The sequence below is a fragment of the Pseudomonas sp. M1 genome (assembly GCF_022760135.1).
Lineage (GTDB): Bacteria > Pseudomonadota > Gammaproteobacteria > Pseudomonadales > Pseudomonadaceae > Pseudomonas > Pseudomonas citronellolis.
Window position 1 is genome coordinate 4862123 of the sequence record NZ_CP094343.1, and the last position, 12671, is coordinate 4874793.

The 12671-nt window shown below is 71.4% G+C and carries 11 protein-coding genes; 8 read left to right on the plus strand and 3 right to left on the minus strand.

Going from position 1 to position 12671, the window contains the following annotated elements:
- The first annotated feature begins 70 nt into the window (after nucleotides 1-70).
- The 7 genes from PM1_RS21295 to PM1_RS21325 are packed head-to-tail and all read left to right on the plus strand — an operon-like array spanning nucleotide 71 to nucleotide 7103.
- Nucleotides 71-1030, plus strand: coding sequence for an AAA family ATPase (locus PM1_RS21295; protein ID WP_009621155.1), 960 nt, complete (start codon nucleotides 71-73; stop codon nucleotides 1028-1030).
- Nucleotides 1030-1989 carry a DUF58 domain-containing protein gene (locus PM1_RS21300; RefSeq protein WP_009621154.1) on the plus strand — a complete coding sequence of 320 codons (960 nt, stop codon included), beginning with the start codon at nucleotides 1030-1032 and terminating at the stop codon, nucleotides 1987-1989. Before PM1_RS21295 ends, PM1_RS21300 begins: the two co-directional genes overlap by 1 nt.
- A complete protein-coding gene (locus PM1_RS21305; protein ID WP_009621153.1) occupies nucleotides 1986-2483 on the plus strand; it encodes a DUF4381 domain-containing protein in 498 nt (165 codons plus the stop codon). Before PM1_RS21300 ends, PM1_RS21305 begins: the two co-directional genes overlap by 4 nt.
- Nucleotides 2476-3486 carry a vWA domain-containing protein gene (locus tag PM1_RS21310; protein WP_009621152.1) on the plus strand — a complete coding sequence of 337 codons (1011 nt, stop codon included), beginning with the start codon at nucleotides 2476-2478 and terminating at the stop codon, nucleotides 3484-3486. The genes PM1_RS21305 and PM1_RS21310 overlap by 8 nt, the downstream gene beginning before the upstream one ends.
- Nucleotides 3483-5228 carry a VWA domain-containing protein gene (locus PM1_RS21315; RefSeq protein WP_009621151.1) on the plus strand — a complete coding sequence of 582 codons (1746 nt, stop codon included), beginning with the start codon at nucleotides 3483-3485 and terminating at the stop codon, nucleotides 5226-5228. Before PM1_RS21310 ends, PM1_RS21315 begins: the two co-directional genes overlap by 4 nt.
- Nucleotides 5225-6859, plus strand: coding sequence for a BatD family protein (locus PM1_RS21320; protein ID WP_009621149.1), 1635 nt, complete (start codon nucleotides 5225-5227; stop codon nucleotides 6857-6859). Before PM1_RS21315 ends, PM1_RS21320 begins: the two co-directional genes overlap by 4 nt.
- Before the next feature lie 46 nt (nucleotides 6860-6905).
- Nucleotides 6906-7103, plus strand: a complete 198-nt coding sequence (locus PM1_RS21325) for a hypothetical protein (protein WP_009621147.1) — start codon at nucleotides 6906-6908, stop codon at nucleotides 7101-7103.
- Nucleotides 7104-7137: 34 nt separating this feature from the next.
- Here PM1_RS21325 and PM1_RS21330 read toward each other — a convergent pair whose 3' ends face one another.
- Together PM1_RS21330 and PM1_RS21335 are read right to left on the minus strand one after the other, a co-directional pair.
- Nucleotides 7138-8952, minus strand: a complete 1815-nt coding sequence (locus PM1_RS21330; protein WP_009621145.1) for a monovalent cation:proton antiporter-2 (CPA2) family protein — start codon at nucleotides 8950-8952, stop codon at nucleotides 7138-7140.
- A 68-nt stretch (nucleotides 8953-9020) separates the two neighbouring features.
- A complete protein-coding gene (locus PM1_RS21335; protein WP_009621143.1) occupies nucleotides 9021-9734 on the minus strand; it encodes a lipoate--protein ligase family protein in 714 nt (237 codons plus the stop codon).
- Nucleotides 9735-9896: 162 nt separating this feature from the next.
- On the opposite strand from PM1_RS21335, the gene PM1_RS21340 reads away from it, so the two are divergent.
- On the plus strand, nucleotides 9897-11096 hold the full coding sequence (locus PM1_RS21340; protein WP_009621141.1) for a GGDEF domain-containing protein: 1200 nt from the start codon (nucleotides 9897-9899) through the stop codon (nucleotides 11094-11096).
- A 1133-nt stretch (nucleotides 11097-12229) separates the two neighbouring features.
- Here the strand turns inward: PM1_RS21340 and PM1_RS21345 are convergent.
- Nucleotides 12230-12652 carry a hypothetical protein gene (locus tag PM1_RS21345; RefSeq protein ID WP_009621139.1) on the minus strand — a complete coding sequence of 141 codons (423 nt, stop codon included), beginning with the start codon at nucleotides 12650-12652 and terminating at the stop codon, nucleotides 12230-12232.
- Nucleotides 12653-12671: the final 19 nt, after the last annotated feature.

Here is a 12671-nt window from a genome sequence, read left to right on the forward strand (position 1 = left end):
CCGATGCAGTAAAGTAATGCCCCCGGCGGCCCCGGCACGCCGCCTTCCCCACTCCAGGAACCCGCATTCGATGGAACACCGTGAGTCGCTCCTCGCGTTGCGACATTTCCTCTCCAGCCAGATCCTCGGCCAGGAAAAGCTCGTCGAGCGCCTGCTCATCGCCCTGCTCGCCGACGGCCACCTGCTGGTGGAAGGCGCGCCCGGGCTGGCCAAGACCAAGGCCATCAAGGACCTCGCCGAAGGCCTGGAGGCCGAGTTCCATCGCATCCAGTTCACCCCCGACCTGCTCCCGGCGGACATCACCGGCACCGAGATCTATCGCCCGGAAAACGGCACCTTCTGCTTCCAGCAGGGGCCGATCTTCCACCACCTGGTGCTGGCCGACGAGATCAACCGCGCCCCGGCCAAGGTACAGTCGGCGCTGCTGGAAGCCATGGCCGAGCGCCAGGTCAGCATCGGCCGCAGCACCTACGACCTGCCGCCGCTGTTCCTGGTGATGGCCACCCAGAACCCCATCGAGCAGGAAGGCACCTACCCGCTGCCCGAGGCCCAGCTCGACCGCTTCCTGATGCACGTGAAGATCGGCTACCCGGAAGCCTCGGTGGAACGCCGCATCCTCCAGCAGGCCCGTGGCGAGGCGCTCAACGGCGAGACGCGGCCGGAGCGCCAGGTGACCCAGGAATCGATCTTCGCCGCGCGCAAGGAAATCCTCGGCCTGTACATGGCCGACGCGGTGGAGGAATACCTGGTGCAGCTGGTCATGGCCACCCGCACCGCGGCCAAGTTCGACGCCGAGCTGGCCGAGTGGATCGCCTACGGCGCCAGCCCGCGCGGCTCCATCGCCCTGGACCGCTGCGCGCGGGCCCACGCCTGGCTGGCCGGGCGCGACTTCGTCAGCCCCGAGGACATCCAGGCGGTGCTGTTCGACGTGCTGCGCCACCGCCTGATCCTCTCCTTCGAGGCGGAAGCCGCGGGGATCGACCAGGACCGCGTGGTCCAGCGCATCCTCGACGTGGTCGCCGTGGCCTGATGCCGGACACCGCCAGCAACGGCGTGACGGTCAGCCTGCAAGAGCTGATCGACATGCGCCATCGCCTGCGCGAGGTGCAGCTGTTCTCCACCCCGGCCCGGCGCAGCCCGCTGATCGGCCTGCACCACTCGCGCCTGCGCGGGCGCGGCGTGGACTTCGACCAGGTGCGCGTGTACCAGCCCGGCGACGACGTGCGCACCATCGACTGGCGCGTCACCGCGCGCTCCCAGGAGCCGCACACCAAGCTGTTCCACGAGGAGCGCGAGCGCCCGGTGTTCGTCCTCGTCGAGCAGAGCCGGCGGACCTTCTTCGGCTCCGGCCTGTGCCTGAAGTCGGTGCTGGCCGCGCGCGCCGCGGCCCTGCTCGGCTGGGCCGCGCTGGCCCACAACGACCGCATCGGCGGCCTGGTGCTGAGCGACCACGACACCCACGAGATCAAGCCGCGGCGCAGCAAGCAGAGCCAGCTGCAGCTGCTCAACCTGATCGTCCGCGCCAACCACGCGCTGCTCACCGACGGCGCCGCGGCGTCCTCCGGCGACAACTTCGGCCTGGCCCTGCGCCGCGCCCGCGAGGTGCTGCGGCCGGGCAGCCTGGTGATGATCGTCTGCGACGAACGCGCCCTCGCCCACTCGCCCCAGGGCGACCTGGCCGAGCAGCAGCTGGGCCTGCTGGCGCGGCACACCGACCTGGTCCTGCTGCCGGTCTCCGACCCGCTCGACCACGCCCTGCCGGCCGCCGGGCTGATGCGCTTCGCCGAAGGCCAGGCCCTGCTCGAAGTGGACACCCACGTCGACGAACAGCGCCTGGCCTACCGCGCCCTGGGCGAGGCGCGCCGCGAGCGCTGGGCGCGGGTCAGCCAGCGCCTGGGCGTGCCGCTGCTGCCGCTGAGCACCCAACTGGACCTGGTCGAGCAACTGCTCGACCAACTCGAACAGCCCGCCGCGGGGAAACGCCCGTGAATCCCCTCGACGCCCTGGAACCGCTGATCCAGCCCGCCGCCGTGCCCTGGTGGCCGCCGGCGCCGGGCTGGTGGCTGCTGGCCGCGCTGCTGCCGCCGCTGGCCTGGGCGCTGTGGCGCTGGCGCCACCGCCTGCTGCCGCGCCGCCGCGCACCAGTTCCGGCGGAAGCGCCGCTGGAGCCTATCCGCGTCGCCGCCCTGGAAGAACTGGCGCGCCTGCCGCGGCCCTACGACGGCGCCCCCGCCGGCCCCTGGCTGCAGGCGCAGAACGCCCTGCTCAAGCGCCTGTCGCGGGCGCGCTGGCCGGACGACAGCTGCCACACCCTGAGCGGCCGCGCCTGGCTGGCGTTCCTCGACAACCGCTGCCCGGCCGCCGGCCTGACACGCTGGATGATCCTGGTGGAAGGCGGCTACCGCGCCGAATGCAAGCTCGACGACAAGGCCATCGACGGCCTCGCCGCCGCCGTGGAAACCTGGGTGCGCAAGCATGTTTGAGTTCGCCTGGCCCTGGGTCTTTCTGCTCGCCCCGCTGCCCTGGCTGCTGCGCATGCTGCTGCCGCCGGCCGACAGCGGCGAGGCGGCGCTGAAGGTCAGCTTCCTCGCCGAACTCGAAGGCCTGGCCGGCCGCCGCGCCCGCGCGCAACTGCCGGCCTGGCGCCTGCAGGCGCCCTTCGTGCTGCTCTGGCTGCTGTTGCTGCTGGCGGCGGCGCGCCCGCAGTGGGTCGGCGAGCCGCTGCCGATCCCCGCCAGCGGCCGCGACCTGCTGCTGGCGGTGGACGTCTCCGGCTCCATGGACACCGCCGACCTCACCTGGCAGGGCAGCGAGATCAGCCGCCTGAACCTGGTGCAGAAGCTCTTCGGCGACTTCATCGAAGCGCGCCGCGGCGACCGCGTCGGCCTCATCCTGTTCGGCAGCAAGGCCTACCTGCAGGCGCCGCTGACCTTCGACCGCCACACCGTGCGCGTCTGGCTGGACGAGGCGCTGATCGGCATCGCCGGCAAGGACACCGCCCTGGGCGACGCCATCGGCCTTGCCGTCAAGCGCCTGCGCCAGCGCCCGGCGCAGAGCCGCGTGCTGGTGCTGATCACCGACGGCGCCAACACCGCCGGCGAGATCCCGCCGCTGACCGCCGCGCGCCTGGCCGCCGAGGAGAGCGTGAAAATCTACACCATCGGTATCGGCGCCGACCCGCAGCCCGGCGGCGTGCTCGGCATGCTCGGCCTCAACCCCGGCCTGGACCTGGACGAAGGCACCCTGAAGGCGATCGCCAGCCTCACCGGCGGCGAATACTTCCGCGCCCGCGACGGCGCCGAGCTGGAGGCCGTCTCCAGCACCCTGGACAGCCTCGAACCGGTGACGCAGAAGCCCACCCAGGCGCGCCCGGCCCTGGCGCTCTACCACTGGCCGCTGGCCGCCGCGCTGCTGCTGAGCCTGCTGCTGGTGGCCGCGGAACTCTGGCCGACGCAGCACTGGCGCTGGCCGTGGAGGCGCCCATGAGCCTCTGGCCGCACCTGCTCTACCCCGGCTGGCTGCTGCTGTTGCCGCTGCTCGCCTGGCTGCTCTGGAAGCTGCTGCACCGCCAGCGCCGCGCCGGGCGCTGGCAACTGCTGCTGCCGGCGGCCTTCCACCCCTGGCTGCTCCAGGGCGGCAGCGGCCGCCCCGACCGCCGCCCCTGGCTGTACCTGGGCCTGGCCTGGCTGCTGGCGGTGCTGGCGCTGCTCGGGCCGAGTTGGGAGCGCGTCGAGCAGCCGGCCATGCAGCGCAGCGACCCGCTGGTGGTGATCCTCGAACTGACGCCGCGGATGCTCGCCGGCGACCTGCCGCCCAGCCGCCTGGAACAGGCCCGGCGCAAGCTCCTCGACCTGCTGCGCGCGCGCCCCGACGCGCAGACCGCCATCGTCGTCTACGCCGGTAGCGCCCACACCCTGGTGCCGCTGTCCAACGACCTGTTCACCGCGCGCAACCTGCTCGATGCGCTCAAGCCGTCGATCATGCCCGAGCCGGGGCAGCGCGCCGACCTCGCCGTACAGCAGGCGCGCCGCCTGCTCGACCAGGGCGCCCAGGGCAACGGGCGCCTGCTGCTGCTCACCGGCGGGCTGGAGGAAAGCGAACGGCAGGGCATCCGCCAGGCCCTGCACGGCCACGGCCGGGACTTCGCCATCCTCGCCGTGGGCACTGCCGGCGGCGCGCCCATCCCGCAGGAAGACGGCACCTACCTGAAGGACGACCAGGGCGGCATCCTCCTGCCGCGCCTCGACGAGGCCGGGCTGCGCCAGTTCGCCGCCAGCCTCGACGCCGGCTACCAGCGCCTGGGCGCCAGCGACCGCGACCTCAGGGCCCTCGGCCTGCTGGACGCCAACCGCGGCCTGGAAGCCGCCGGCAACGACGCCGTGCTGCGCCTGCAGCGCTGGGCCGACCAGGGCTACTGGCTGCTCCTGCCGCTGCTCTTGCTGGCCGCCTGCGCCGGCCGCCGCGGCTGGCTGTTCAGCCTGCCGCTATTGCTGCCGCTGTGGCTGGGCGCGCCGCAACCGGTCATGGCCTTCGAGTTCGCCGACCTCTGGCTGCGCCCCGACCAGCAGGGCCAGCGCCTGCTCGCCGAGCAGCGCCCGGCCGACGCCGCCCGGCATTTCGCCGACTTCCGCTGGCGCGGCCTGGCCCTCTACCAGGCCGGCGACTACGACGGCGCGGCCCGCGCCTTCGCCCTGGGCGACAGCGCCGCCGACCACTACAACCGCGGCAACGCCCTGGCCCGCGCCGAGCAGTACGAGGCCGCCATCGACGCCTACGAGCGGGCGCTGGAACTGCAGCCCGGCCTGCAACAGGCCCAGCGCAACAAGGCGCTGCTGGAGGACCTGCTGCGCCAGCGCGAGCAGGACGCCGCCCAGCAGCGCCCCAATGCCTCCCAGGCCAGCCGCAGCGGCGAAACCGAGCCGGCGCCGACGGCAGCGGCCAAGCCCTCGGAGCAGCAGAACCTGGAAGAACGGCCCACGCGCCCCTCCGCGGCCCTGCAGAACCGCCAGCAGGCCAGCGCCGAGCGCCTGCAGGCCGCCGGCCCGGACGACGAGCCGCCCGCCGATTCGACGGAACTCCCCGCCCCCACGGCGGACGAAGGGAAGCTCAGCGACGAAAGCCGCCAGGCCCTGGAACAGTGGCTGCGGCAGATTCCCGACGAACCCTCCGAACTGCTGCGCCGCAAGTTCTGGTACCAACAGCAGCAGCGCCAGGAAAACCTGCCATGAAACGGATGATCTGCCTGATCCTGCTCAGCCTGCTCGCATTCCAGGCGCAGGCCAGCTTCACCGCCAGCGTCGACCGCGCGCGCCTGACCGAGGGCGAGAGCCTGGACCTGACGCTGGAGTCCGACGACCCCACGCAGTTCGGCAAGCCGGACCTAACGCCCCTGGGCGACGCCTTCGAAATCCTCGGCACCCGCCAGGTCAACCGCCTGACCACCCTCGACGGCCAGGCCCAGGCCACCACGCGCTGGATCATCACCCTGCGCCCCACCCGCAGCGGCGCCCTGCAGATACCGGCGCTGCGCATGGGCAACGGGCAGACCCAGCCGATCGCCCTGCAGGTGCTCAAGGCCGAGGACGCGGACGAGCAGCAGAAGCTCTCGCCGGTGTTCATCGACGCCAGCCTCGACCACGAGTCGGTCTACGTGCAGGCCCAGGCCATTCTCACCCTGCGCATCTACCACTCGGTGTCGCTGTACGACGACAGCAGCCTCAGCCCGCTGCAGATCGACGACGCCAAGGTCGAGCAGCTCGGCCAGCCGCGCACCTACGAGAAGGAAATCAACGGCGTGCGCCATGGCGTCATCGAGGTGCGCTTCGCGATCTTCCCGCAGCACAGCGGCGAGTTGACCATCCCGGCGCTGAACTTCAGCGCCACCCGGGTGGCGCGCAGCAACCCCGGCGACGCCTTCGGCGTGCTGCCCGGCAAGCGCCTGCGGGTGAGCTCGCCGGAGATTCCCCTGGAAGTGAAACCCAAGCCCGCCGACTACCCGGCCGACGCGCCCTGGCTGCCGGCCCGCGCCGTCAGCCTCAGCGAAAGCTGGGCGCCGCAGCCGGAGCAGGCCAAGGCCGGCGAAGCCCTGACGCGCAACCTGATGCTGCGCGTCGAAGGCCTCTCCAGCGCCCAGCTGCCGCCGCTGCCCCAGGCCCTGCCGGCCGGGCTGCGGCACTACCCCGACCAGCCGCAGCTGGCCGAGGAACAGGGCGACCAGGGAGTGATCGGCAGCCGCGAGGAACGCCAGGCCCTGATCCCGGAGCAGGCCGGCCAGCTGAGCCTGCCGGACATCGAGATCACCTGGTGGAACACCCAGGAAGACCGCCTGGAGCACACCACCCTGCCCGGCCGCAGCCTCGACGTCGGCGCCAACCCGCAGTTGGCGGCCCCGCCCCCGGCGCCGCTGGAAGGCGCCGTGAGCAGCGACGGCCAGCGCCTCTGGCCGTGGCAGCTGGCGACCCTGCTGCTGGCCCTGAGCAGCCTGCTCGGCTTCGGCCTCTGGTGGCGCGCCCGGCGCCAGCCGGCCATCGTCCGCGCCGCGGCCAACGCGCCCAGCGCCCGCACCCTGCTCGACGAACTGCGCCGCTGCTGCCAGGCCAACGACCCCCACGCCACCCGCCAGGCCCTCGACGCCTGGGCGCGCCAGCAGCCGGAAACCCTGGCCGACATGGCGGCGCGCTTCGTGCCGCTGTCCGACGCCATGGACGGCCTCAACGGCGCGCTCTACAGCGACAGCGAGGGCGGCCACAACTGGGAAGGCGAGGACCTCTGGCGGGCGATCCGCACCCTGCCCGCCGCGGAAGGCGGCGGCGCGGCGACGGCCGAGGGCAACAGCCTGCCACCGCTCTACCCGCGCTGAGCCATGCCGGCCAGGCTGAGGAAAACCCCTGGCAAGAGGCAGCCCCATGGCCGAACGCCCATGGCGGCTCGCCACCCTGCCGCTCTGCGGCCTGCTGGCCCGCGGCGCCCAGGCCGGCCCCGCGGCCCCGCCGCAGCAGCCGCTGGATGGCCCCGGCGGCTCGCACCTGGCCCACGCCGACCTGCGCTCGCCCGGCGAGCCCATCCGCATCGACGAACCGCCGCGCCGCCGCGTGCGCGGCTGAAGCGCGGCCGGTCCATCCGTAGCGCCCAGCCCGCTCAGGGCTTGCCCACGCCGCGGTCTTCCAACTGGTCGGCCTCGAACAGCGTCTCCAGTTCCTGACGCGCCTCGCGGGCGGTCTGGATCACCGCCGCGGCGTCGTCGTAGACCTTGTACTGGGCCATCAGCACTTCCTCGTCGTGGCGGCGGAAGCGGCGGATGCGCGCCAGCGCCTGCTCCTCGGAAAGGCCCATTTCCACCAGCACCCGCCGGCTCATCTCCAGGCTGGAGTGGAACAGCTCGCGCACCGGGCTGGCCCCGGCGTCGAGCAGGTGGTAGACGTGCTGGCGGTTGCGCGCCCGGGCGATGATCTTCACGTGCGGATAGAGCTTGCGCACCAGGCGCGCGGTGTCGATGTTGGTCTGCGGGTCGTCGGTGGCGACGACGAAGAACTCGGCCTTGTCCACCTGGGCCGCGCGGAGGATTTCCGGGCGCAGCGGGTCGCCGTAGAAGATCGGGATGCTGCCGTAGCTGCGGCTCAGCTCGATGGTGTCCACCGAGGTGTCCAGGGCGATGAAGGGCACGCGCTGGGCGCGCATGATCCGCGCGACCACCTGGCCCATGCGGCCCATGCCGGCGATCACCACCCGCGGCGCGTCGCCCTCGATACGCTTGTACTCCTCCGGCGCCTCGCGCACCGGCACGGGCTCGGGCTTCATCAGGCGCGCGGCCAGCAGCACCAGCAGCGGCGTCACCGCCATCGACAAGGTGATGCAGAGCACCAGCAGGCTGTGCAGGTTGGCGTCCAGCAGCCCTTCGGCGCGGGCCAGCTTGAACACCACGAAAGCGAATTCGCCGCCGGCCGCCAGGACGATGCCCAGGCGCAGCGCCGAATGGCCGTCGAGGCCGCCGGTGAGGCGCCCGAGCAGGTACAGCAGCGGCAGCTTCAGGCCGATCAGCAGCAGCGTCAGGCCCAGCACCAGCAGCGGCGAATGCAGCAGCAGGCCGAGGTCGGCGCTCATCCCCACGCTGATGAAGAACAGCCCCAGCAGCAGGCCCTTGAACGGCTCGATCTGTGATTCCAGCTCGTGGCGGTACTCCGAATCGGCCAGCAGCAGGCCGGCGAGGAAGGCGCCCAGGCCCATGGACACCCCGGCCAGCTCCATCAGCCAGGCGGTGCCGACGACCACCAGCAGCGCGGTGGCGGTGGACAGGTCGGCCATGCCGGTGCGCGCCACCGTGCGGAACACCGGGCGCAGCAGGTAGCGCCCGCCGACCACCACCACGGCGATGCTCCCCACCACTTCGAGGAAGTGGCGCCAGTCGCCGCCCGGCGCGGCCTCGTCGGCCCGCGCGCCGAGCAGCGACACCGCGGCGATCAGCGGGATGGCGGCGATGTCCTGGAACAGCAGGATGGCGAAGGCCAGGCGGCCGTGGGGGCTGGCCAGTTCCTTGCGCTCGGCGAGGATCTGCAGGCCGAAGGCGGTGGACGACAGCGCCAGGCCGCCGCCGAGCACCACCGAGGTGTTCAGCGGCAGCTCGAAGGCCAGGTGCGCCAGCACGCCGATCACCAGCGCGGTGAGCAGCACCTGGGCCAGGCCGATGCCGAACACCGCCTTGCGCATCACCCACAGGCGCTTGGGCGACAGCTCCAGGCCGATGATGAACAACAGCAGTACCACGCCCAGCTCGGACAGGCTGGCGACGCTTTCCGGGTCGTCGATCAGGCGCAGCACCGAAGGCCCGATCAGCACCCCGGCCAGCAGGTAGCCGAGCACCGCGCCCAGTTGCAGGCGCTTGGCCATCGGCACCATGAAGACGGTGGCGATGAGGAAGACCACCGTCGATTGCAGATAGTTGGAACCATGCTCCATGCCGGAACGCTCCTTGGCAGGATGGGGCCCGGCGCGCGGCCGGGCGGGTGGAACGGAAAGGGTGTCGATCAGACCGGCGGCAGGCCCTGGTCGATCAGGTGGCGCTGGAACTGCCCGGCGAGCGCTTCGACCTGCTGCCAGGGCTGCGCGTGCCGTTCGTCCAGCGCGACGTGACTGGTGCCACGGATGTCGGCCGGCAATTCGACGGCGCGGTAGAAGGCGTTGACCACCTCGGCCATGGCCGAGCGCTGGTTCTCCATGAGGATGGCGCCGTGGGCCAGCACCACGTAGCGCCCGTCGCTCTGCCGGCGGCGCCAGCGCTGGGCGGTGCCGACCAGCTTGCGGCCGCCGATGTTGACGTTGTAGCGGCCGTCGCAGAAGGCGCCGTCGACCTCGCCCACGCCGGCGTCCAGGCCCATGGCCGCGAGCCAGTCGCAGAGCGGCTGGCACAGGCGCAGGTAGGCGGTGTCGATGCGCGTCTGCTCGTTGTCGCCATCGGGCACCGCGTAGCACAGGGCGACGTTGAGTACCGCCGGCGACTGCGGCACCGGCTCGCCGCCGGTGTCGCGCAGGGCGATCGGCCAGCCGAGTTCGGCGCAGCGCGCCTCGGCCTCGGCGAAACCGGCCAGGCGGCTGAGCCGACGCGGCATCACCAGCGCCTGCTGCAACGGGCGCCAGAACAGCAGGCGGCTGTCGACCTGGCCGCTGAACACCTGGTCCAGGGCGGCGCGTTCGGCATCCAGGCCGTCCTGTGCGGAAAACCGCAGTACCCGTTCGCCCATGTCCTACTCCTTTCGCCGTGCTGCCTGACAGGTAGCGGACTATGCCCAGCCGCCAGGCCAGGCTGCAAGCGAAAAGCCGCGTTCCCCCGGCAGGCGGCGGGACAGCCTGGCGGCATATGGCTATGCTCATAGCCGGATGCCATCGCGCACAGGACGAGCCCCGTGTCCCAGCCGTTCCCGCAACGCCTTCGCCAGCAATTCCGGCTCGCCCGCTCCCTGGCGCGACCGGTGGCCACGGAGAACCTCAGGCGCCTGGCCTGGCTGGCGCTGCTGGCCGTGCCCTTCGGCCTGGTGCACATCCTGGTGTTCTGGCTCAACCTGCAGGGCAGCCTCCCGGAATTCGACGGCTGGCGCCAGCACATCATCCTCACCCACGCGGTGGTGGCCGCGCTGCTGCTCGGCCTCGGCCTGCTCGCCTGGCAGGCCCGGCAGCGCCCGCAGGCGCCGCCGCCGTGGTACTGCGAGCTGCTGGCGCTGCTGGGCGCCGGCGTGCTGCTGGGCTTCGGCCTGGTCATCACCTGCTTCGACCAGGAGGTGACCAGCAGCATCACGCCCTTCCTCATGGGCGCGGTGGCCACGGCGCTGATCCTGCTGCTGCGCCCGGTGTTCGCCACGCTGCTCTACGTCGTGCTGTTCGTCGCCTTCGAGCTGGCCATGGAAATGGCCCAGCCGGACCCGCAGCTGCGCCTGTCCAACCAGATGGGCGGCCTGACCATCTGCGGCATCGGCCTGCTGCTGTCGCAGATCCTCTGGTTCGGCCACCTGCGCAACCTGCGCCAGCGCCAGCACCTGCGCCGGCAGCGCAAGGAGCTGGAGGAGAAGAACCTGCAGCTGGAATACCTGGCCGGCCACGACCCGCTGACCGGGCTGTTCAACCGCCGCCAGTTCGACCAGCTGGTGAAGCAGGAACTGGCGCGCTGCGACCGCCAGCCGATGCCGGTGAGCCTGCTGATGATCGACCTGGACCACTTCAAGTTCATCAACGACCGCTACGGCCACCCGCTGGGCGACGAGGTGATCCGCCACACCGCCACCCTGCTGCGCAAGCACACCCGCAGCAGCGACAGCGTGGCGCGCCTGGGCGGCGAGGAGTTCCTCCTGCTGCTGCCGGACACCGCCGCGCCCCAGGCCCGGGTGATCGCCGAGAAGCTGCGCAAGCTGCTGGAAGACACCCCGCTGCCGATGAAGGACGGCCTGCTCTACCTCACCGCCAGCTTCGGCATCGCCGGCCTGGCCAGCGGCGTGTCGAGCACCTACGAAAGGCTCTACAGCACGGCCGACCAGGCCCTGTACCGGGCCAAGGCCAGCGGGCGCAACCGGGTGGAAGTGATGGATGCCGCGCCCCATGGGACCTTGGAGTGAGCTTTTGTGTAGGAGCGAGCTTGCTCGCGAACAGCGTTTCCCGGCGGCTGCGGTGTTTGGGGTTGACTCCGCCCCCTCACCCCAGCCCTCTCCCAGAGGGAGAGGGGGCCGTTCGGAGCGGGCGGTAAATTCGGAGTCATCCTGACACTCCCATCTACTTCCGCCATTCCCGCGTCCGCGGTTATGCGCCCTACGGGCCGGCAGTCCCCAAGCAAGAACTGGCACGGCTCTTCGTAGGAGCGAGCTTGCTCGCGAACAGCGTTTCCCGGTGGCTGCGGTGTTTGGGGTTGACGCCGTTCCCTCTCCCCAACCCTTTCCCTGAAGGGAGAGGGGGCCGTTCGGAGCAAGCGGTAAATTCGGAGTCATCCTGACACTCCCATCTACTTCCGCCATTCCCGCGTCCGCGGTTATGCGCCCTACGGGCTGGCAGTCCCAAAGCAAGAACTGGCACGGCTCTTCGTAGGAGCGAGCTTGCTCGCGAACAGCGTTTCCCGATGGCTGCGGTGTTTTGGGTTGACGCCGTTCCCTCTCCCCAGCCCTCTCCCAGAGGGAGAGGGGGCCGTTCGGAGCGTGCGGTAAATTCGGAGTCATCCTGACACTCCCATCTACTTCCGCCATTCCCGCGTCCGCGGTTATGCGCCCTACGGGCCGGCAGTCCCCAAGCAAGAACTGGCACGGCTCTTCGTAGGAGCGAGCTTGCTCGCGAACAGCGTTTCCCGGTGGCTGCGGTGTTTGGGGTTGACGCCGTTCCCTCTCCCCAACCCTCTCCCTGAAGGGAGAGGGGGCCGTTCGGAGCGGGCGGTAAATCCAGCGTCATCCTGATACACCTAAGCCCGTATGGCGGATAACCGTGAACGGCTCCAGGGAGGTCGTGGTGATGGGTATCGCTTCGCTCAACACCATCCTACGACGATGTGCCTACCTGCCATGTAGGAGCGGACTCCGTCCTCGATTGGATTCGCCGGCCTTGGCGGCGGGTAGCCGCGTAGGCGTTTCAGGATGACTCCGGCCTCGCCGCTCGCTCGGGACAGCCCCCTCTCCCTCTGGGAGAGGGCTGGGGTGAGGGAACGGAGTCAACCCGAGCGTCACAGCCGCCGGGAAGCACCATTCGCGAGCAAGCTCGCTCCTACGCCTCAGGGCTGTGCGTAGCGGCGGCTCAACCCCGGCGGCACGCCGTTGGCGTCGGTGGCGGTCCAGGGGCCCTGCGGGCTTACGCCCCAGTACCAGGCGCCGTCCCAGTGGTAGTAGGTGCGCTGGCGGTAGTACAGGTCCTTCTGCCCCTGGATCACGTAGACGCCCAGGTTCGGGTCCCAGCGGCCCTTGCCGCCCGGCGGCGGGGCGAACTGGGTGTGGGTGCTGCGCGGCTTGTTCGAGGGGTTCTGCGGGTTCGGCGTGATGGCCGTGCGCGGCGCCGGCTTGTTCGACGGCAGGGCCGCCGGCGGCTGGCCGCTGGCGCCGGGTTGCGGGACCGGCGCCGGGGCTTGCGTGTGGGGCTGCTGGCCGGCGCAACCGGCCAGGGCGAGCAGGGCCGCGAGGGCGAGGATTCGGCCTTTCACGGGCGCACCTCCAGGAAGG

Coding starts and splice junctions, on each gene's coding strand:
- PM1_RS21295 (WP_009621155.1), top strand. CDS start 71: ATGGAACACCGTGAGTCGCTCCTCGCGTTGCGACATTTCCTCTCCAGC.
- PM1_RS21300 (WP_009621154.1), top strand. CDS start 1,030: ATGCCGGACACCGCCAGCAACGGCGTGACGGTCAGCCTGCAAGAGCTG.
- PM1_RS21310 (WP_009621152.1), top strand. CDS start 2,476: ATGTTTGAGTTCGCCTGGCCCTGGGTCTTTCTGCTCGCCCCGCTGCCC.
- PM1_RS21315 (WP_009621151.1), top strand. CDS start 3,483: ATGAGCCTCTGGCCGCACCTGCTCTACCCCGGCTGGCTGCTGCTGTTG.
- PM1_RS21320 (WP_009621149.1), top strand. CDS start 5,225: ATGAAACGGATGATCTGCCTGATCCTGCTCAGCCTGCTCGCATTCCAG.
- PM1_RS21325 (WP_009621147.1), top strand. CDS start 6,906: ATGGCCGAACGCCCATGGCGGCTCGCCACCCTGCCGCTCTGCGGCCTG.
- PM1_RS21330 (WP_009621145.1), bottom strand. CDS start 8,952: ATGGAGCATGGTTCCAACTATCTGCAATCGACGGTGGTCTTCCTCATC.
- PM1_RS21335 (WP_009621143.1), bottom strand. CDS start 9,734: ATGGGCGAACGGGTACTGCGGTTTTCCGCACAGGACGGCCTGGATGCC.